General features: G+C 53.8%; 17 protein-coding genes. 10 read left to right on the top strand and 7 right to left on the bottom strand.

What is annotated here, in order from left to right:
* Together HNQ64_RS23825 and HNQ64_RS23035 are read right to left on the bottom strand one after the other, a co-directional pair.
* Positions 1 to 237 (bottom strand): hypothetical protein (locus tag HNQ64_RS23825; protein WP_221305547.1); only part of this gene is annotated, 237 nt, incomplete at its 3' end.
* Positions 238 to 501: 264 nt separating this feature from the next.
* Positions 502 to 1,479, bottom strand: coding sequence for a D-alanyl-D-alanine carboxypeptidase family protein (locus HNQ64_RS23035; RefSeq protein WP_184213073.1), 978 nt, complete (start codon positions 1,477 to 1,479; stop codon positions 502 to 504).
* A 181-nt stretch (positions 1,480 to 1,660) separates the two neighbouring features.
* Here HNQ64_RS23035 and HNQ64_RS23040 point away from each other — a divergent pair, with 181 nt between their 5' ends.
* The 4 genes from HNQ64_RS23040 (at position 1,661) to HNQ64_RS23055 (ending at position 5,701) form a co-directional block, all read left to right on the top strand.
* Positions 1,661 to 2,551: a TerC family protein gene (locus tag HNQ64_RS23040; RefSeq protein ID WP_184213075.1), complete on the top strand. Its 891-nt coding sequence runs from the start codon at positions 1,661 to 1,663 to the stop codon at positions 2,549 to 2,551.
* 89 nt (positions 2,552 to 2,640) lie between these two features.
* Entirely contained in the window at positions 2,641 to 3,534 is an 894-nt protein-coding gene (locus tag HNQ64_RS23045) for a peptidylprolyl isomerase (RefSeq protein WP_184213077.1), read from the top strand.
* Positions 3,535 to 3,626: 92 nt separating this feature from the next.
* Positions 3,627 to 4,577 carry a prolipoprotein diacylglyceryl transferase gene (gene lgt, locus HNQ64_RS23050; protein ID WP_184213079.1) on the top strand — a complete coding sequence of 317 codons (951 nt, stop codon included), beginning with the start codon at positions 3,627 to 3,629 and terminating at the stop codon, positions 4,575 to 4,577.
* 83 nt (positions 4,578 to 4,660) lie between these two features.
* On the top strand, positions 4,661 to 5,701 hold the full coding sequence (locus HNQ64_RS23055) for a hypothetical protein (protein WP_221305548.1): 1,041 nt from the start codon (positions 4,661 to 4,663) through the stop codon (positions 5,699 to 5,701).
* Between the two features lie 10 nt (positions 5,702 to 5,711).
* Here the strand turns inward: HNQ64_RS23055 and HNQ64_RS23060 are convergent, their stop codons facing one another.
* The 4 genes from HNQ64_RS23060 to pyrF are packed head-to-tail and all read right to left on the bottom strand — an operon-like array spanning position 5,712 to position 13,330.
* Positions 5,712 to 7,574, bottom strand: coding sequence for a tetratricopeptide repeat protein (locus HNQ64_RS23060; protein WP_184213081.1), 1,863 nt, complete (start codon positions 7,572 to 7,574; stop codon positions 5,712 to 5,714).
* A 29-nt stretch (positions 7,575 to 7,603) separates the two neighbouring features.
* Positions 7,604 to 10,618: an excinuclease ABC subunit UvrA gene (locus HNQ64_RS23065; RefSeq protein WP_184213083.1), complete on the bottom strand. Its 3,015-nt coding sequence runs from the start codon at positions 10,616 to 10,618 to the stop codon at positions 7,604 to 7,606.
* Between the two features lie 59 nt (positions 10,619 to 10,677).
* Entirely contained in the window at positions 10,678 to 12,672 is a 1,995-nt protein-coding gene (locus tag HNQ64_RS23070; RefSeq protein WP_343075921.1) for a lysophospholipid acyltransferase family protein, read from the bottom strand.
* Entirely contained in the window at positions 12,575 to 13,330 is a 756-nt protein-coding gene (gene pyrF / locus HNQ64_RS23075; protein ID WP_184213087.1) for an orotidine-5'-phosphate decarboxylase, read from the bottom strand. The genes HNQ64_RS23070 and pyrF overlap by 98 nt, the downstream gene beginning before the upstream one ends.
* 74 nt (positions 13,331 to 13,404) lie before the next feature.
* Here pyrF and purE point away from each other — a divergent pair, with 74 nt between their 5' ends.
* Both purE and HNQ64_RS23085 read left to right on the top strand, forming a co-directional pair.
* Positions 13,405 to 13,902 carry a 5-(carboxyamino)imidazole ribonucleotide mutase gene (purE, locus tag HNQ64_RS23080; RefSeq protein ID WP_184213089.1) on the top strand — a complete coding sequence of 166 codons (498 nt, stop codon included), beginning with the start codon at positions 13,405 to 13,407 and terminating at the stop codon, positions 13,900 to 13,902.
* A gap of 95 nt (positions 13,903 to 13,997) precedes the next feature.
* A complete protein-coding gene (locus tag HNQ64_RS23085) occupies positions 13,998 to 15,140 on the top strand; it encodes a 5-(carboxyamino)imidazole ribonucleotide synthase (RefSeq protein WP_184213091.1) in 1,143 nt (380 codons plus the stop codon).
* A gap of 22 nt (positions 15,141 to 15,162) precedes the next feature.
* Here the strand turns inward: HNQ64_RS23085 and hisF are convergent, their stop codons facing one another.
* Entirely contained in the window at positions 15,163 to 15,924 is a 762-nt protein-coding gene (gene hisF / locus HNQ64_RS23090) for an imidazole glycerol phosphate synthase subunit HisF (protein WP_184213222.1), read from the bottom strand.
* 140 nt (positions 15,925 to 16,064) lie between these two features.
* On the opposite strand from hisF, the gene xerA reads away from it, so the two are divergent.
* The 4 genes from xerA (at position 16,065) to HNQ64_RS23110 (ending at position 19,471) form a co-directional block, all read left to right on the top strand.
* The gene (gene xerA, locus HNQ64_RS23095; protein ID WP_184213093.1) at positions 16,065 to 16,967 is read left to right on the top strand and encodes a site-specific tyrosine recombinase/integron integrase; all 903 of its coding nucleotides are present in this window, start codon (positions 16,065 to 16,067) and stop codon (positions 16,965 to 16,967) included.
* 56 nt (positions 16,968 to 17,023) lie between these two features.
* The gene (locus tag HNQ64_RS23100; protein WP_184213095.1) at positions 17,024 to 17,896 is read left to right on the top strand and encodes an alpha/beta hydrolase; all 873 of its coding nucleotides are present in this window, start codon (positions 17,024 to 17,026) and stop codon (positions 17,894 to 17,896) included.
* A 157-nt stretch (positions 17,897 to 18,053) separates the two neighbouring features.
* The gene (locus tag HNQ64_RS23105) at positions 18,054 to 18,680 is read left to right on the top strand and encodes an RNA polymerase sigma factor (RefSeq protein WP_184213097.1); all 627 of its coding nucleotides are present in this window, start codon (positions 18,054 to 18,056) and stop codon (positions 18,678 to 18,680) included.
* A complete protein-coding gene (locus HNQ64_RS23110; protein WP_184213099.1) occupies positions 18,677 to 19,471 on the top strand; it encodes a hypothetical protein in 795 nt (264 codons plus the stop codon). The genes HNQ64_RS23105 and HNQ64_RS23110 overlap by 4 nt, the downstream gene beginning before the upstream one ends.
* Positions 19,472 to 19,495 lie beyond the last annotated feature (24 nt).

Raw genomic sequence — 19,495 nt, forward strand, 5'->3', positions numbered from 1 at the left:
GTTCTGAACGTACTTCTCCAAATCAAAGATACGCTGTTCAACGGTAGGTCCGGCCGGGGCCGCAGGAGCTTCAGCGGCTGGAGCAGCCGCAGGAGTCGGTGCGGGGGCTGGGGCAGCAACTGGCGCCGGTGCGGGCGCTGGTGCTGCGTCTTGGGCATGGAGAGCGCCGGTCAGGAGAGCGGCGGATGCCAGGAGTCCGCACGTGAACGTGCGCCAGTGGGGCAGGATTCGCATCATGTTTATGGGTTGGATCGGTGTTGTTAGGGAGAGGTGGCTACCTGGGGGTTATCCCTGGTTTCCGCCACTCCCGAGATGCAGAGCATTGGCCGTGCCAAGTTTCTGCATCATTGCTCACTTGTTCCTTATCCCATCATGGACGGTGGTCACTCGGGGAGTGACCTAACCATGGTTGCGCTGCGTTCAGCGATAAGCTGAAGGCTATTGTTGATGTTAATATCTTTTGTTAGACCGTTCGCAAGTTGCCAGTGCGGCATTGCCTTCTTAAAAGTTGGAGGCGGTCAATCCCCCCCCTTTGGCTCTTTGCAGGCCCCAAGACATGAGCAGACGGCCATCGTCCCAAATGTATTTTGTCTTTGTGCCGAGCTGCACCAAAATGACGTCGCGTCCGCGTGAGCTGGCGGTTGAGATAAGGCAGCGCCCGCTCGCCACGGTATAACCTGTTTTCATACCATTGCATTCCGGCATGCTGCCCAACAAATTATTGGTGCTCTTAAGGGTGACTGTGCTCCCGCTGTTTTTGCGGAAAGTATAATATTGACGACGCACGGCATCGCGGATGAGTGCGTTGCGATAAGCTGCCATGGCGATGCGTGCCATGTCTCGAGCTGTGGAATATTGCCCTGGAGCTGTAAGCCCGTGAGGGTTTTTGAAATTGGAGTTTGAGCAACCGAGAGACCTGGCCTTGGCGTTCATTTTGGAGGCGAAGGCGCTGATGCTCCCCGCATTGTCTCGAGCTAACACATTGGCGACGTCGTTGCAGCTTTTAATCAAGAAGGCGTACAGCAGATGTCTGCGTGTGTAGGTTTCTCCAGGGCGAAGCCCCAAGCAGGTGGGCTCCACTTTAACATCGGAGGCTGTAACGGTGACACGCTTGTCGAGGTTTCCTGCATCCAGCACCACGAGAGCAGTCACAAGCTTTTGTGTACTGGCCACAGCACGGGCGGTTTCGGCATTTTTAGAGGCCAGGTGTTTTCCTGTATGGGCATCTATCAATAAATATGAGGAAGCACGAATGTAGGGGGTATTGGAAGCCGCCGCAAACATGGGCTCCGCCTCCACCTCCCAGCCGGGGTTGTAAGCTACAGGCTGGGCGGTTGGATAAGCTGTCTGGACGTAACTGCGACCACTGAGGTCCCCGCCAGAGCGCATCTGCTGTTGAGTGCTGGAACAAGCTGAGAGAAAAAGGATCAGTAGTGAGGGGACTGTCAGATGTAAAAAACGAGTGAATGAAGAAGACATGGAGAAGGGGGGCTTAGACGAGGTAGCGTAGGCTATGGATACCGCTAAAAAAACGTTTTGCATCTAGGCGGGCGGGTCGCCTGGTGTCAACCTTGACTCCCTGCATCCGTTAGGCTAATAAACGGGAACTTGGCGATGCGCTTTCAACACTGAGAAGCGTATCCAGGTCATATAACAACTGATGCTTGCGGAAATATTCTCTCCTGCTGTTTGGCAGATTCTCACCGAGGCCCTCCCGGTCATTCTGTCATTGATCATTATTGAAGGTCTTTTATCGGTGGACAATGCGCTAGCTATTGCCGCCATGGCAGCCCACTTGCCGCATCACCAAAAATTCTGGGCACTGCGGGTGGGAATTATTGGGGCCTATGTTTTCAGGGGACTTGCATTGCTTTTTGCAGGATACATTATCCAAAACCCGTGGCTGAAGCTGGTGGGGGCTGCCTACCTGATTCATTTGATGGCTCACCATTTAGCCACTGCCCACAAAAATGCTCATGCTGAGCAGAATGGCACTGATACGATTAAACGAGGGTTTTGGGGAACCGTGGCTTCGATTGAGCTTATGGATCTGAGCCTAGGGGTGGACAATGTGGTGGCTGCCGTGGCGCTCAGTGATGAATTCTGGGTGGTCTGTACAGGGGTTTTTATTGGGATCCTGGCGCTGCGTTTTGTCGCGGGTTACTGCATAGGGCTCATCGAAAAATTCCCAATCTTAGAACACACGGCCTTTATCCTTATTGGTTATGTGGGGCTGATTCTCGTCACAGAGCTGACTTTTCACGTGGATATCACCACCTTGATGAAATTTGTGGGAATCGTGTCCATCATCGGCTTTTCGCTTCTTTATTCACGAAATGAGTCCGTGAAGGCGATTTCGAAGCCTATTCTACGATTTCTCATGCTGCCGATTCGGCTTTATGACCTCATCATTGGCAATTTGTTCATGGTCTTGTTCATTCCCTTCAAGTCGGCTTCGTCCCTCGTTCACCGGATTTTACCCCGACCGAAAACAGTGCCTGAAACGCCCAAAGAGGAAGAGCCAGGGCCTCCTCAGCCACCCTTGAGCTAATAACGCGTCAGACATCTCTCCCACCTACTTGGCCTGGAGAATAATACTTTCGCCTTGCCTGACTGCTGCCTCCGCGCTCCGTGTGCGGCATGGCACTGATCATTAATGGCGAAGAGATTGACGACGAAGTCATCGAAGGAGAATTCCGCAATGTCAAAGGGCACTACGAGCGCACGCTCCAGGTAGCCTGCTGCGAGCGTGATCAGGAATTCCGGGGCTACGCCAAGGATAATCTGGTTTCTCGGGTGCTCCTGAATCAAGAGTCTCTCAAGCGTTTTCCCACGGTCTCAGAAGAGGATGTTACCAACCGATTGCAAAAGCTCATTGAGGAAGCTGGTGGCGAAACACAGTTCTACATGAACATCGGCATGCCCTATAAGGATGAAGCCGTCGTCCGTGAGAATGTTAAGGGGGGCGTTCGTTTGGACAAAATGTTGGGGGACATTTACGGTGCAGATCCTGATTTCAGTGAGGAAGAATTACGCGCTGCTTATGAGCGCGATCTTGCCCTTTACATGACGGAAGAAATCATTCGCGTGGCGCACATCACGAAAAATCTGCAAGGAGCACAGAGCCGCACGGAAGTCTTCAAAACGATGCGTGAACTGCGCTCTCAACTGCTGGCTGGAGCGGATTTCATGACTCTGGCTGAGGAACACCGTGCAGATGAACAACAGCAAATTGACCTGGGCTGGTTCAAGCGAGGTGAATTCATGGAAGAATTCGAGGTCATCGCCTTTTCCATGAATGATGGGGAAGTAAGCCCTGTTTTCACGACGCAATTGGGATTTCATCTTTGCACGGTGCTTGGTCGCAAAGTGCCAGAGGCTATCCCTTTTGCGGCGGTGAAGGAAGCGGTGCGGCAGCGACTGCTGGAGGCACACAAAGACACAAAATTTAATGAGTTGATCGCTCAACTCAAAAAGGAAGCGAAGATCGAAGACACGGATCCTGATGAGTCTGGCGAAACGGCCCATCATTAGCCTGACCACGCACGACGAGGTGACTCTGGCGTAAGCTTGCGCATCCGTCGCTTGCCAGAACTCTGTTTTGACTCGAAAGCCTGCCTGTCCGCATGACCGATCTACTTGCCTACTATCTGCACGATCTCAGCCCCTACGTCGTCCGTTTCACGGATAGTTTTGCCGTGCACTGGTATGGACTGGCTTATGTCTTGGGTTTTTACCTCGCTTATCGAGTGATGCTCTTCCTGGCGAAACGGGGACTATCAGAGATCAAACCTGATCAAGTGGCCGATTTTATCACCATGGTGGCTCTATTTGGAGTCGTCCTGGGCGGGCGCCTGGGTTACATGTTACTGTACGATTGGGATCACTTTGTGACGGCCCCTTGGAGCCTTTTTTTACTCAATCAAGGTGGTATGGCTAGCCATGGCGGTATCGCTGGCGTGGCTCTATTCTTGCTCTGGTATGCCCGTAAGAACAAGATTTCCTGGACGGGCTTGGGGGATACGCTGGTGTGCGGTGCTCCATTAGGAATCTTCTGCGGTCGTATTGCAAATTTCATCAATGGAGAGCTCTTTGGTCGTGTCACCACGGTTCCTTGGGCGATGAAGTTTCCCACGGAGTTACGGCACGAGGATTTTGTTGCTCAGGGGGGAACCCCAATTTCCCTGCCTCCCGGCTCACAGCATAGCCCAGACATCATCGCTTTTTTCCAAACTCAGCCTGAGGGTGTAGCTGGGCTGGAATCCATCCTCCATCCTCGTCACCCTTCACAACTTTACGAAGCCTTAGGGGAAGGTTTGTTTCTTTCCGCCATCCTTTTGGCTGTGCGTCTGCGTTACCCTCGACTGCCTCATGGCATTTTGACTGGGCTGTTTTTTATTCTTTATGCGGTGGCTCGCATCAGCCTGGAATTCGTCCGGCAGCCGGATTCGGGCTCTGCGATGATCATGGGGCTCACTCGCGGACAATTCTTTTCGGTTTTTATGATTGGCATTGGAGCTGCATTTATCGCCTTTGGCTGCTTCCGTGGTCCGACTAAAGCAGTTCCTGCCCGATGAGATTGCCTTTCAAGGTGTGATTTTAAACCGGACAGCATTTTTATGCTGCTGCTGGACTGAGGATTGCACCTCCGCCATGGTCCATGATGGACACCGACGTTCAGATCACCAAACGCAAAGACTTCCTGCCGCTCACGGAGGAACTGGAGACTTACCTGGATGAGTTTGGGCGTCATTATTCGCTACCTGCCTCATATAAAGACTTGTTGGGTTTTACTGAGAGCTACCCTTTGGATGATAAAAATGGCAACCCAACCCACTGGGCCAGTGTCTTGTATCCACGAGAGCTTCAAGATGAGCTCTACCCTCGACTGACCAGCATTTACTCCCTGCTACGCACCGGGGATTTGCATGCTGTGCCGCATTTGTTTGTCGAGCGCGTAGACTATTGCGAATTTGGCAACTCAAGGCCTTTCCGAGTCAGGGTGGTCAATCAGTATAACGACAACTATGACCATTTTTACGTCAAGACGGCGGATGCCTCTCGCGTCTATGGTTTGGAGTTGGAGCATTTGCTTTCGCCCAATCGAATCAACTATCTAGCCCAGCGCAATACTTTGGTGGAGGAGCACATCGCTGGTGTGCCTGGAGACGTGTTCATACGTGATCACCTGGATCGTCCAGATGTGAACAAGGTGCGCATCGCCAAAGAATTTGTGAAGTTTAGTGAGCGCTGTTTTCTGCGATTGCTGGGAGATATGCGCAGCTACAACTACGTGATTGATATCACTCCAGACTTCGAAGATGTGCAGTATCGAGTGCGGGCGATAGATTTCGACCAACAAAGCTACGAAGGGCGTCGCAGCCTGTACTTGCCACAGTTTTTCAAAGAGAATAATCCAGTCGTGTGGCTGTGTGGAAAGTTGCTGAACTTACCCACGATGAATCAATACCAGGATGAAGAACGCAGCCTGATCGCTCGCCGTTACATCAGTGAGCATCAGCGCATCACGGCCCTGCTTCAGATCATGAAAAATAACCCTCGCGAACCTGCTGAAAAGGTCGCGCAACTGGCACGTGAACTCGGGGAATACCACCACTCAGATGCTTTTGACACCTGCGATAGTATGGGCGCTGTGGTTGAACGAAATTTGGAGGTGACACTGGGAAGACACCTGGTGTGATGATCTTCCCTTATCGCAAGGCTTTGGCCAAAAACGCACGCTCTTCAGGCAGCATTCTGTCCTGAGGCCCGATCGTCTGAACCACACTGCGTGCCGCATCCGCCGCGTTCCGTGCGTCACTCCCTCGCGCAATGCCAGCGAGAATGGCACGTTGCCCAGGCGATAGGATATTGACGTCCAAATTTTGCAGCAAAGCCGTCGCAGATTTGACATCGCCTAACCGCCAATGTGATAAAGCCACCAGAAGGCGGCGCAAATGATCGTCGGGACGTTGCTGGAGCAGTTTTTGAGTCTCATCCAGCGTCAATTCCAGTTGGCGACCCGTGAGCAAATTGATATACAAAAAACGTTCTACAAAGACGGGATCATCCGGCCAGCGACGTGCAGCCTCTGTAGCAGCTTCGAGCAGCCCCTCTGTATTACCATTGGCTTCGGAGGCGCGAATCAATCCTTGATAACCCTGCCGGTCTGTTCGGGTATTCAGAGCGGCACTTTTGTAGGCGCTTTCAGCGATGTCGGCATAACCACGCGCTTCGGCGTATTCGGCAATTTTCATGCACAATTCCCCACGCCGTTCGATGTCTGCGGCGTTCTTGGCTGCGGTCAGAGCACTTCGTACTTCTTCAGTGGGTTTGCGGGTGACAAAGGCTAAATGAGCTCGGTAAAATGCACTCACACTCTGGTTGAGGATGGATTCGACTTTGGGATCCTTCACCAAGCGTTCTAATGCTTCAAATCGCTGCAACATCGTCAGGGCTGTGAGATAGTTTTCCAAGAGAGGTTGGTACTCTTTGGCGTCTTCTTCATTCACAAGAGCCAAAACCTGAAGGAACTCTTTTTGTTCGACCAACCAGCGTACCATGGGCACCAGATCCTCGCGTTTTTTACCCTTGGCCATCTCAATCGCTTCCTGAACAAGCTGCACCTGCTGTGCAGGGTTCATTTGGAGTTTGCGCTTTAGAGCGGCTACTTGGTGCCAGCCTGTCGCTTTTGGGTGGCTGCGCAGTTTTTCAATAAGCCGATTTGCCTCATCGGGGGGTAAAATCTCAAAGCTATCGAGAAACTCGATGGCCTCGAGGCCGATGGCATCTTCTCGTTCTGCGACCGCCCAGGCACGGCGCATACCATCCGCTTGCTCACTGGGGTTTGCTGAGTCAGTTTGGATTTTGGCTACTCGCAGGCTGTGTGCCGCATCTTCGGGATGTTTTTCGGCATAGTTTTTGAGGGTTTTGAGGAGAATGCTGTTTTTCTGACTGCTGCTCCACACCTCTTCCGCCAATTTCATCGAAAGTGGATCCGTGGGAGACAAACTGAGCACTTCCTCCAAAAGACTAGCGGCTTCTTTGCCCCGGTTTAGATTCATCAGGGCTTTGACACGAGTTTGCTTGTCCTTCAACTCAGTCGCTCCATTGGCCTCCAGACGATCTAGGAAAAACAGGGCTTCAGGCCGTTTCATCGCGGTAAGATATTCCGTATTGAGGCGGATCGCACCGATGTTGTCAGGTGCCAGTTTGTAGGCTTCTTGGGCCTTAAAAACGGCATTCACGATCTGGCCATCTTCCGCCATACGACGGGATTCAGCGACCATCTTGTCCGCTTTCCAGTCCTGGTAAGTGTCCTGGATGGGTTTGGCATAATAGATGCCAAATCCCATCAATGTGAGGCAAAAAGTCGCGACGCCGATCCTTGCTGCCCAGCGTGCTGTTTTGGATTGACGATCCCGATGTGCCTGCGTAGGCGGCACCAGCCAGTGCCACAGGGTGACAAAAGGACGGAAGAGAATAAAAGGCTTCGGCTGTCCGTTTTGGTTCGGATCAATCGTCTGGTTGGTGAGCACTGCGGAAAAGAAGGGGCGGTTGGGGGAGTGTGCCAAGATAACGAACGCTTCCCACCTCGTCACGGTTAAATTTCCTCTTTGAGAAACCGCCCCGTCGCGCTGGACTCTACCTTAGCCACCTGTTCGGGAGTACCTTCGGCAACAATGCTGCCGCCTTGGTTACCACCGCCAGGCCCTAGGTCCACAAGCCAGTCCGCACAGCGAATCACATCCAGATGATGCTCGATGACGATGACCGTGTTCCCCGCATCCCGCAGGCGGAACAGCACCTGGAGCAGCGTCTGAATATCCGCAAAATGCAGGCCCGTGGTCGGCTCATCCAGCACATAGAGCGTGTTGCCAGTGGCCCGCCGGGCCAGTTCAGCAGAAAGCTTGATCCGCTGCGCCTCCCCCCCCGAGAGGGTGTTGCCAGCCTGCCCCAGGCGGACGTAACCAAGGCCGCACTCCTCCAGCGTGCGGAGCTTTTCCGCAATGGCACTGGCCTTGCCAAAAAAGCGAGAAGCCTCGCTGACGGTCATCTCCAGCACTTCGGCGATGTTGCGCCCCTTGAAGGTGATCTCTAGCGTCTCGGCATTGTAACGTTTGCCGTGGCAGTGGTCGCAGGTCACGTACACATCCGCCAGGAAGTGCATGTCTATTTTGATCTGGCCGTCGCCCTGACATTTTTCACAGCGCCCCCCAGCCACATTGAAACTGAAACGACCTGCTTCATAGCCACGCACACGAGCCAGAGGCAGATTGGAAAAAAGTTCCCGGATCGGGCCAAAGGCTCCCGTGTAGGTGGCCGGGTTGCTGCGCGGGCTGCGGCCGATGGGGGACTGGTCAATGACCACCACCTTGTCAAAGGCCTCAATGCCAGTGATGCCCTCGTGCCTGCCGGGTTCATCCTTGGCATGGTAAAAATGCCGCTGCAGAGCACGCATGAGGATGCGGTTGATCAGGGTGGACTTGCCACTGCCGGAAGGGCCTGTCACAGCGGTCAGGCAGCCGACGGGAAAAGAGGCCGTGACATGCTTGAGGTTATGCTCGGTGGCATCATGGATGGTGAGCCAGTCGGCAACCATGGGCACTGCACTCAGAGCAAAGGCCTCAGCTCTAGCCTTCTTTTTAGCTTGGGAACTGAAAATGGAAGCCTCTGCCCTGGGGGCAGCACGGCTGCTGCCCAGCGGACCTTTCGGGGACACTCTGCCTGAGGGGGGGGAGATGCGAAGTTGCTCACTCAGATAGGCCCCGGTGAGGCTGGCCTGGGTGGCCATGACTTCAGCGGGCGTGCCCTGGGCGATGAGCTGCCCGCCGTGAACCCCGGCTGCGGGTCCCATTTCGATGACATGATCCGCAGCACGCATCATGGCCTCGTCATGCTCCACTACCAGCACAGTATTGCCCAGATCCCGCAGACGCAGCAGCGTGCGGATGAGACGTTCCGTATCGGCTGGGTGAAGGCCGATGCTGGGCTCATCCAGCACATAGAGCACACCGGCCAAACCTGCGCCGATCTGAGTGGCTAAGCGAATGCGCTGCATCTCCCCGCCGGACAGCGTGCCGCTTTCGCGGTTCAGCGCTAGGTAGCCCAAACCCACCTGCTCCAGAAAGTCGAGCCGCTTGAGAATCTCTTTTTGCAACTCTTCCACGTAACTCCGCTGGTGTACGGTCAGCGTCAATGCCTGGACCCAACCGAGCGCATCTCGTATGGGGAGTGAACACAGGTCATGGATGTTGAGCGAACTGCCTTTTTTTTCAGTATCTTTGGTTAGGTGGCCCCCTCCAGTGAACCCAGAACTCAGCACCACGGCCAAGCTTTCCCGCCGCAGCCTTTTGCCTGCACAGGCAGGGCAGGGCAGGGGATTCATGTAGCGGGTGAGTTGGGTGCGCAGCGCGTCACTCTCCGCATTCGCGTGGAGTCGTTCGGCCTCCTTCAGGAGGCCCTCATAGGGTTTGGCCAGACTGCGTTTATTGGCTCCGGTGGTCAAGCCGGTGGTGATTGCCTGCTCCCCCGTCCCATGAAAAAGAGCTTCTTTGAAGGCCTTCGGCAACCCCTTAAAAGGCACCTCAACAGAGACCCCCATGTGTTTGGCCAGTGCCTCCACACCACGCTGGTGAAGTGCCTTCAACTTGGGGTTTCGCGACCACCAAGTCTTCACCGCGCCGTCTTTGATGGAAAGCTCAGGCTCTGGCACGATCAACCCTGGATCAGGGGCCATCAGTGTGCCTACTCCCTCGCAGGTCGGGCAGGCCCCGATGTGGGTATTGAAGGAGAAGTGCTGGGGGGTTAGCTTTTCAATGACAAAACCTGTGCGCGGATTTGCATAGGCCGTGGTGAAACTGAGAATCTCTTCGGGAGAAGCGCTGGTGCGTTCGCCTCCGCTCACCAGAAACTGCACCTCATTTTCATTCCAGCGCAGGGCGGCCTCGATGCTCTCCATGAGCCGTGCCTTCACGCCTTCGCGGATGACCAGGCGGTCCACCACAATTTCGACCCGATGTTCTTCACGCAGGCTGGGTTTCAGCTCTTCCTCCAGTTCCACTATTTCGCCATCCAGGCGCACGCGAACGAACCCCTGGCGGCGCAGCTTTTCAAACAGCGCCCGCAGAGTGGCCCCATCCGAAGGAGCCTGCGGGGATAGGACAACCACGCGGGTGCCTTCGCCCAGTTGCAGCAAGCGCTCGCCAATCTCCGCCGGGGTGTTTTTGATCAATCGTTCCCCGGTTTCTGGATCATGCGGTTGCCCGGTCACGGCATAAAGAACGCGCAGGTAATCGTAGATCTCCGTGACCGTGGCGATGGTGCTGCGTGGATTGGGCGCGCTGTGCACCTGCTCAATGGCCACCGCTGGAGACAGCCCCTCAATGAAGTCCACGTCCGGTTTTTCTAGCTGATCCAAAAACTGCCGCGCATAGGCTGAAAGGCTCTGCACATAGCGTCGCTGGCCCTCGGCATACAGAGTGTCAAAGGCCAGGGATGACTTGCCGCTACCGCTGACGCCGGTGAGCACGACGAGCTTGTGCCGTGGAATGTCCACATCAACGTTTTTCAGATTGTGCTGCCGGGCACCCCGCACCCGGATAAAGTCCTGCGCCATGCTCTATGATAAAGGGCGGTCAGCGGCTGGGCGCAAGCACTATGGCAAAGGCCTGGAGGTCAGCTTTGCTTATGATGCCGCGCCAGATAGCTGCGACAGTTATCCTCCCCCATGTATTTGGCCAGCAGTTTCGGGTCAGTCTCGGTGAGGTCCACGAGAATGAGGCCGTCGATGACGGAGGAGAAATCTTTGTCCACATTGAAGCTCAAGATCGTGCCGTTGAGCCGCAGGTAGTGCTTTAGCAGAATGGGGATGCCTTTGCCGTCGGTCTCAACACTGGAGATGAGGGCGGAACAGTCGTCCACGTCCTGCAGATTGGCGCTGATGAACTCACGCATCAGCCGGCGGCTTCGCAGATAACGGAAAGGATTGCGCGGTTTGACAAAACTGGCGAGGTCCTCGTGCAAGCAATTGCCCTGGAGGAATTCGACCATCATTTTGCGGCTCAGACTGTCGTAGTCCTTGCTGATGCTGACGGGACCGAAAAGCTTCCTGTAACCAGGATTACGCACCATCCAGTGCGCGATGCCTTTCCACAATAAAGGCAGGGAAGATAGATTCCGCTGATATTCCTTAATGATGAAACTGCGCCCCATCTCCACCGCACTTTCGAGGTGCGCAAGGAAGGGTTTTTCAAACTTGAAGAGAGTACTGGTATACAGTCCCTTCGGGCCGTATTCCCGCAGAATGATGTCTGCCCGCCCCAGGCGATAGGCACCTGCGATTTGCTGTTTATCCTCATCCCACAAAAACAGATGCTGGTAGTAACGATCGTACTTATCCAAGTCCACCTCGTTACCGGTGCCTTCACCTACATGCCGGAAGGTCACTTCGCGAAGACGCCCAATTTCCTGAAGAGTATCCGGGATCTCATGGGAATGGGCAGCATAAACACTGAGATTGCCTTGACCGGTGAGACGACCTCCGCGCTCCGCCAGTGCCTGCACTTCATTAAGAATGCGAGCACGATGCTCGGCTGCTAGAACGACCTCTCTCGAGGGTTTTGCCGAAGCTACAGAGGCTTCAACCGATGCAATGATTTTGCGTCGATTGGCCAAAACAAAGGTGTGGATCCGTAGATATTTGGTCAGTGTTTCGTCATCTTCAAACTTCCGCAGCTTCGCAAATGGAATGGGGGTGCCGACCCGCATCTCCACTTCGCTATCGCGTTTGTTGCAAAATTCACGCAGTAAAAGCCCTGTGCGCAGACGCGGGTGCAGGAGACCAGCAGCATGGAAAAGCGGGCTGTTGCTACCTGGGAAAAAAACAGGCAGTACTGTCGCCTGAGTGCGCCTAACCAATGAGCCGACATGGGAGCTCCAAACCGGCTCTTCGATACCAGATCCTGGCTTATAGCCAGAAACTTCACCCGCAGGGAAGATCACCAGGGTGCCACCCGTCTTCAGATGCTTCAGTGCTTCTTTCATCGCACCCACATTGCTACGTGCAGCGGCCTCACCCCCGAAAGGATTGACGGGAATGATGTGCGGACGCAAGGCTGGAAAGGCGGCCAGCATGGAGTTCGTCATCACCTTGACTTCCGCCCTCTGAGTGGCCGCGTAGTGGGCAAGGATAACTGGGTCCAAAATGCCGTAGGGATGATTGGCGATGACGATCAAAGGTCCTGATTTTGGAAATTCGAAATCAGTCGCTGCATCCACCGCATAGGTGGCATTCATGGTTTTTAAGACGGACTCGAACCATGTCTGACACGTTTGTCCCTGCGCATGATTTTTTTGAAGCTCGCATGCTCCATTGTAGATCTCATCCAGTCCGCGCAGTCCCAGAGTCCGGTCAAGGACAGGGCCAAGGATCTGATATGCACCACGTTGAAGCGGAGTGCGCAAATAGTCACGGAGATCGAGAATCATCGAAAAAACAGGCGGCAAGCTTGCGGGTGATTGCAAACTCGCAAGCAGACAAAGAGTGCCTTTCTTGTCACTTAAATCGCCTTTATCAAGCCAGGGCTTCTTGGATGCGGAGTTTCCAGTCGGCTGCGACTGTGGCAAAACCACTGCGCTTTTCCTGGTGGTACATGATGCCGCGGGAGACATTCACCAGCACAGGGGCCTTGCGACCACTGCCTTTTAAGGAAGATAAATCGCCACCCTGGGCACCAAGACCAGGGATCAAAAGCGGTACGTCTGGAGTGCGCTGTAAAACGTCTTGAGCGGCGTTGGTGAGGCCGATAACTAAACCGACTTCGCGGCTGACTTGAGTCATGTCTGCCACCAGTTCAAACACTTTACGATCACCGGTCGGTTGCAGTTCCACATCCACCGCGCCGGGGTTTGAGGTCACTCCCAGGAGATAAATACCCTTATCGGCATACTTCAAAAAAGGCTCCAGGGTGTCTTTGCCCATGTAAGCATTCAGCGTCACCGCATCTACACCGTAGGAATCATAAGCAGACTGAGCGTAGTAACCTTGCGTCTCCCCAATATCCCCACGCTTCACGTCGAAAATGACTGGGATCTCTTTGGGGATCTCTTTGAGGACCTGGGAAAGAATCCTCATACCCTTCCACCCCATCGCTTCGTAGTAAGCAGAGTTCGGCTTGAAGGCTGCCGCGTGGGGGGCAGTCTCCTCAATTACCTTGATAATGAACCGCTTGGTGGCCTCATCAGCCTGATCCATGCGCACGTCTAGGCCTACGCAAAGATTTGATCCCGTGGCAGCGATTCGTTTTTCCAGTTTCTCTCTGAAGGTCATGTCTCCCTATCATGGAAAGGGTAAGTGATTTTGGCAAATGGTTGCAGCCGCGATTTCTTCGGGCTAGTTGCGTTATGAGTTCACCCCTTGTTGGTATCATCATGGGCTCCAGTTCAGACTGGCCCACTTTGGAAAATGCAGCCCGCGTGTTGCAGGACTTTGGCGTACCCTTTGAAAAAAAGGTGGTCAGCGCACATCGCACACCTCAGTTGCTTTATGATTACGCCACCACCGCACAACCGCGTGGCTTGAAATGCATCATCGCTGGGGCAGGTGGCGCTGCCCATTTGCCTGGCATGACCGCTAGCATGACCACGATCCCCGTTCTTGGTGTGCCGGTGCAGAGCAAAGCACTCAGTGGTGTGGACAGTCTGTACTCCATCGTGCAGATGCCCGGGGGGATTCCCGTAGCCACTTTTGCCATCGGCAATGCCGGAGCTCTGAATGCCGGACTTTTTGCGGTCTCCATGCTGGCCAACGAGCAACCAGAACTGGCTGAAAAACTCAAAGCCTTCCGGGATAAACAAACGGCCAAGGTACTCGAGAGCCAGGCTGAAATCGAAAAAGAGTAATGCTATTTCTGCCTCGCACGGGCTCTTTTGTTTCACCTTCACTCATTCGCTCCGAGAGTCCTTTGAGGATGCTGAGTGAATCCGATTCTTATTCCATGTCTCCTTCTCCTCTCCTCCCTCCTTCCACGATCGGCATCCTTGGCGGTGGTCAACTGGGCCGCATGCTAGCCCTGGAAGCCCGCCGCAATGGTTATCGTGTGGTGATTTTCACCGATGAACCGAAGGGCTGCCCTGCAGGCCAGTTTGCCGATCTCGAAATCAATGCCGCTTACGATGATCGTGCAGCGCTGGATCGTTTCTTGGCCGAGGTGGATGTGGTGACGGCCGAGTTCGAAAACATCCCCGATGCTTGTTTGCAAGCAGTAGAAGCCGTCAAACCCCTGCGTCCGGGGAGGAAAGCTATCTACACGACCCAACATCGGGAGCGGGAAAAGTTGTTCCTGCGCGAACAGGGGATTGCCTGCGCCGAATTTCGAATCGTTGAAACCCTGGCTGAATTAGAAAAAGCTGTGGGGGAACTGGGCCGTCCGTGTGTCATCAAAACAGCGGCTTTCGGCTACGATGGCAAAGGTCAGGCCAAGGTCGTGGCGGAGACGGATCTCGCGGAAGCGTGGAAGGCTTTTGAGGGTCATCATGCCGTGGTAGAGCAGTGGGTGCCATTTTTGTGTGAGGTCTCGGTGGTCGGCGCTCGCAGTGTGGATGGCCGCATGGCCACTCATGGAGTAGTGGAAAACCAGCATGCTCATCACATCCTTGATGTCACTCTAGCCCCGGCCCGTGTAGATGCCAGTATCGTCGAGCAGGCTTTGGAACTCTGGGAAGCGGTGGCCGAGGGTTTGGATTATGTCGGCACAATGGCGGTGGAGCTTTTTGTCACCGCTGAAGGGCGGGTCTTGGTGAATGAAATCGCCCCGCGCCCACACAACAGCGGCCATTACACGATTGATGCCTGTGTGACCAATCAGTTCCAGCAGCAGTTGCGTGCGATCTGCGGTCTTACATTGGGAGATCCTTCGCAGCACAGCCCTGCCGTGATGGTTAATCTCCTGGGCGATGTCTGGCCTTCAGAACTCGTGCATCCAGATTGGTCCCCAGTGCTGAATCATCCTCGTGCCCACCTGCATCTGTACGGCAAGGCGAGTGCCCGGCCAAAACGCAAGATGGGTCATTATACCGTGCTAGGCGATACGTTGGAAGAAGCACTGGATTCTGTGGAACAGATCCGTCGGTCATTCTAAAGGCTGCGTTTGAGCGGAGGTGTTAAAGCCTCCGCATAGGCACACCTTGGAGGCCCAGGTACTCTTTCACGTCACCCACAGTGTATTCGCCGAAGTGAAAGATACTGGCGGCCAGAACTGCATCTGCTTTGCCCCGGCTGAGGACATCCGCCATGTGCTGCATATTTCCAGCACCGCCGCTGGCGATGACAGGAATGCTCACAGCTTCACTGACAGCCCGTGTCAGAGCGATGTCATACCCAGCCTTGGTGCCATCTGAATCCATGCTGGTGAGCAAGATTTCGCCTGCGCCACGCCGGCAGACTTCAGCCGCCCACTCTACGGCATCAAGTTCAGTTAAACGACTCCCGCCATGCGTGTAAACACTCCATGAGCCGCGCTCGTTGCGCTTGGCGTCGATCGCCACCACCAGACACTGGCAGCCGAAGGCCTCAGCGGCCTCGTCAATGACTTGGGGAGTGGAGACCGCAGAGGAGTTGATGCCCACTTTATCCGCCCCAGCGAGCAGCATTTCACGCATGTCCGCCACGGTACGGATCCCGCCCCCAACTGTTAGTGGCATGAAGCAGGACTCTGCCGTGCGGGCCACCACATCTACCATGGTCTTGCGCTTTTCATTGGTAGCGCTGATGTCTAGAAACACCAGTTCATCCGCTCCTTGTGCGTTGTACACTTTGGCGCATTCCACCGGATCGCCTGCATCTCTGAGTTGTAGGAATTTTGTGCCTTTGACCACACGGCCTTCTTTGACGTCGAGACAGGGAATGATGCGCTTGGTGAGCATGGGAATTTGCAGATTAAAGGCTGCTAGGGGAGAGTCAAGGGGCAGGGGAGTTCCCATGTCCTCATTCAACATCACGGCAACGGGCCTTTCATTTGGACACTGCTACGTTATGTTTAAGTCAGTCATTCGTCTTTACCCTCATGCCTTCACTGCACGCGCCTGATGTCCTTTGCGAGGCTTTCTTCCAGTTCATGGAAGTAGAGAGGAGGTCCTCTCCCCGCACTTTGGAAAACTACGCACACGCCCTAAAGACGTTTCGGGAAAAGCAGAAAAAATTTACGAGTTGGGAGGCACTCACGGCGGATGACTTTCGCCGCTATTTATTTGATCAAATGAAGCGTGAGATGAGCCGAGCCACCATTCGCCTGCATTTCTCCGCGCTGCGTTCTTTCTTCAAGTGGCTGACTCGCCGCCAGGGCTGGAAGACGAATCCTTTGCTGGATGTGCAGCTGCCCAAGCAAGAAAAAAAGCTGCCTGTGGTACTCACCGTGACGCAGGTCACTGAGATGCTGGATCTGCCGATGAAAACAGAGAAAGAGCGCACCGCCCCAGCCTGGGCTCAGGAGCGAGATGCGGCCATCCTCGAGCTCTTTTACAGCACCGGCATGCGTCTCAGTGAATTGGCTGGATTGAATGTCGAGGATGTGGACTCCTACAGCGATACGGTGCGCGTTTTTGGCAAAGGCAGTAAGGAACGGCTTTTACCCATCGGCACACCTGCGATGGAGGCGATTCAACGATACCGAGTGAAGGCTGGTGTGCACAGCGGGCCGCTTTTTCTCAGCAAGCTTCGCAAGCGGATCACCAACCAAGCTATCGGCGATGTGGTGGAGAAGTACTGGAAGAAGTCCGGGCTGCCAGTGCACATCACACCGCATAAACTGCGCCATAGCTTTGCCACGCATTTGCTGAACAATGGTGCCGACCTACGCAGTGTGCAGGAACTCTTGGGCCACGCCAGCCTCAGTACCACGCAGATCTATACCCATGTCTCCACTCAGCGAATGAAGGAGGTCTATGATGCCTCGCATCCGCGGGCCTGAAAAGCTATCTGGCTGGACGCAATGTTGTCTAAACCGAGTGCGTTAATGAAGTTTTTATGAAGTGCTTCCTTTGTCTTTTCACGGCTCTTGTTTTCACCGTTATCAACGCCAAGGCCCAAGTGAAGAAGATGGATCCCGTGGATGAGTTAGCGGCTACTCTGACGCCGACTCGCTCAGTGATTTACAAAAAGGTCGCCGATCGTGAACTGTCTCTCCATGTTTTCGAACCAGACGGGCATCTGTCAACTGACCGGCGAGCTTGTTACATCACGATCCATGGCGGCGGCTGGACAGGTGGAAATGCCAAACGCATGTATCCATTTGCGGCTCACTACAGAGAAAGGGGGCTCGTAGGTATCAGTGTGGAATATCGTCTGCATCAGCCCAAAGAAGGCGTGACTGTCTTCGACTGCGTGAAGGATGCCCGAAGTGCTTTGCGCTATGTTCGTGCGCACTCGCAAGACTTCGGGATAGATCCCCAGAAAATCATTGTCAGTGGGGGCTCTGCGGGTGGCCATCTGGCTGTGGCAACGGCTTTATTTGCGGATGTGAATGAAGCTGGGGAGGATACATCTATCTCGGCTGAGCCCAATGCACTTGTGCTTTTGTTCCCGGTGATTGACTGCTCTCCAGACGGGTATGGACAGGTCAAAATTGGCAAAGACTGGAAAAAGATTTCTCCGGTGCATCAAGTGAAAGCAGGTTTACCTCCTACCATCACCTTTCATGGTACCGGCGATACGGTGACGCCATTCATCGGTGCTCAACGGTTTCATGACTCCATGCTGAAGTTAGGAAATCGCAGTGAGCTGGTCGTCAATGAGAGCGGAACTCATGGTTACCTCATGCGAGATCGCGTTTTATTGGACGATACTTTCGTTCGCAGTGATGCATTTTTGACCTCGTTAGGACTGATGGTTTCACGCTGAGTCAAAGGACTAGCAAAGTAAATAGAGCGGTGAAACGAAACGAAGATCAAAGAATTCTGGAATATCTGCGGAATTCATTCTCACACTTTTGGCCAGGCAAGTCGCCAACGCGGCCTATTTTTAATTGTGTTCCTTGGTTTCGGCAAATTTTTCTTCAATGAACTCCTTCGTTCTTTCGCCCCTGCTTGAATTCGCCGGGATGTCGGCCTTACGTGAGTTTGAAATTGACCCCGTACCGATAACGAAGTCTGCTACTCCTCGCATGGCCCCAGCGCCCGATTTTAAGCAACTCATTGATACTCACTATCAAGGGCTTTTCCGCTTCGCCCAAAGCATGTGTCGGCGCGAAGGCATGGCTGAAGATCTTGTTCAGCAGACTTTTCTACAATGGGCTCGCAAAGGCCATACATTGCGAGACTTGGATAAGGTTAAAACTTGGCTTTACACCACCTTGTATCGAGAGTGGTTGGCTGTTGCCCGCCGAGAAAAGAAGCATGAGCACGTTGAGTTTGAGGCAGAGCTTCATGGTAGCACCCTAGACCTTCCGGAAGAAGACCCGCCCACACTAGACTCGGCCACATTGCATCGGGCTCTTGATGCCATGGAAGAACACTATCGTGCTCCTTTGGTTTTATTTTATCTGCGAGAATTGTCGTATCGCGATATTGCAGAAACGCTGGATCTTCCAATCGGAACCGTAATGTCACGGCTGTCACGGGCGAAGGATTCCTTGCGGCGTATCCTCCAGCAGACAGGAACAACCGATTTGAAACCCCGCTCATGACTCCTGAAGAAGCCAGAATTAACCTTGATGCTTGCTCATTGCGTCCAGGCGACGCTGAGCCTGAGGCTCGTGCGTTATTGAGTCAAAATCCTGAGTTGTCTAAGTGGATTGACAAGCGCACGGCCTTTGATGAAAAAGCTGCTTCTGCATTTGCCCAAAAAGAAGTTCCAGAGGGGCTGAATGATCGTCTTTTGGCAGCCCTGATGGCAGAGCCAGTTTCGGCCTCTCAAACCACGAGTAAAACATCTCGGCAGCCTGTTCTAAAGTCTGTTTGGATGCCATGGTTAGGACTGGCTGCTGCTATGACCATTGCGTTTGTGGCTTTGCGCTGGAGTAATACTGCACCTGAATGGCGAGCTGAGGCACTTGCCATTGCAGATGGTTTACAGGGAGGAACTTTGCCGCTAGACGAATTTTCTGGTGATCTTTCTCATTTGAAAGCTTTTTTAGCCAATACTAAAGCACCTCAACCCAATGAAATTCCCAAAGAGTTGAGGTCTTTTTCCACTCTTGGATGCAAGGTTATTGTGATCGGTGGACGTCCTGCCTCAGTGGTGTGTTTTCAGATTATGAAAGACAATCCGGCGCACCTCATTACCTTTCAAGCATCAGGTTTGAAGGACAGCCCGAATGGAAGTGAACCCCAATTTTCGCAACATGGAAACTGGCAAATCGCAACCTGGAGATCGGGTGATCAGGGCTATTTTTTAGCAAGCAAAGCTCCAGCGAAAACGCTTCAGGAGCTATTCACTTGGATTCAAAGCCTGGGCTCACTGACCCGTTTGGTGTAGCTTGGTAAGATTCGTCGAGAAATT

This window comes from Prosthecobacter dejongeii (assembly GCF_014203045.1).
GTDB lineage: Bacteria > Verrucomicrobiota > Verrucomicrobiia > Verrucomicrobiales > Verrucomicrobiaceae > Prosthecobacter > Prosthecobacter dejongeii.

What these genes read in the sequence shown, in the direction of transcription:
- HNQ64_RS23065 (WP_184213083.1), bottom strand. Translation starts at nt 10,618, where the DNA reads ATGGCGCAGGACTTTATCCGGGTGCGGGGTGCCCGGCAGCACAATCTG.
- HNQ64_RS23055 (WP_221305548.1), top strand. Translation starts at nt 4,661, where the DNA reads ATGATGGACACCGACGTTCAGATCACCAAACGCAAAGACTTCCTGCCG.
- HNQ64_RS23070 (WP_343075921.1), bottom strand. Translation starts at nt 12,672, where the DNA reads ATGTCTCCCGCGGCATCATGTACCACCAGGAAAAGCGCAGTGGTTTTG.
- hisF (WP_184213222.1), bottom strand. Translation starts at nt 15,924, where the DNA reads ATGCTCACCAAGCGCATCATTCCCTGTCTCGACGTCAAAGAAGGCCGT.
- HNQ64_RS23045 (WP_184213077.1), top strand. Translation starts at nt 2,641, where the DNA reads ATGGCACTGATCATTAATGGCGAAGAGATTGACGACGAAGTCATCGAA.
- HNQ64_RS23110 (WP_184213099.1), top strand. Translation starts at nt 18,677, where the DNA reads ATGACTCCTGAAGAAGCCAGAATTAACCTTGATGCTTGCTCATTGCGT.
- HNQ64_RS23035 (WP_184213073.1), bottom strand. Translation starts at nt 1,479, where the DNA reads ATGTCTTCTTCATTCACTCGTTTTTTACATCTGACAGTCCCCTCACTA.
- HNQ64_RS23105 (WP_184213097.1), top strand. Translation starts at nt 18,054, where the DNA reads ATGAACTCCTTCGTTCTTTCGCCCCTGCTTGAATTCGCCGGGATGTCG.
- purE (WP_184213089.1), top strand. Translation starts at nt 13,405, where the DNA reads ATGAGTTCACCCCTTGTTGGTATCATCATGGGCTCCAGTTCAGACTGG.
- xerA (WP_184213093.1), top strand. Translation starts at nt 16,065, where the DNA reads ATGCCTTCACTGCACGCGCCTGATGTCCTTTGCGAGGCTTTCTTCCAG.
- HNQ64_RS23085 (WP_184213091.1), top strand. Translation starts at nt 13,998, where the DNA reads ATGTCTCCTTCTCCTCTCCTCCCTCCTTCCACGATCGGCATCCTTGGC.
- HNQ64_RS23100 (WP_184213095.1), top strand. Translation starts at nt 17,024, where the DNA reads ATGAAGTGCTTCCTTTGTCTTTTCACGGCTCTTGTTTTCACCGTTATC.
- HNQ64_RS23040 (WP_184213075.1), top strand. Translation starts at nt 1,661, where the DNA reads ATGCTTGCGGAAATATTCTCTCCTGCTGTTTGGCAGATTCTCACCGAG.
- lgt (WP_184213079.1), top strand. Translation starts at nt 3,627, where the DNA reads ATGACCGATCTACTTGCCTACTATCTGCACGATCTCAGCCCCTACGTC.
- pyrF (WP_184213087.1), bottom strand. Translation starts at nt 13,330, where the DNA reads ATGACCTTCAGAGAGAAACTGGAAAAACGAATCGCTGCCACGGGATCA.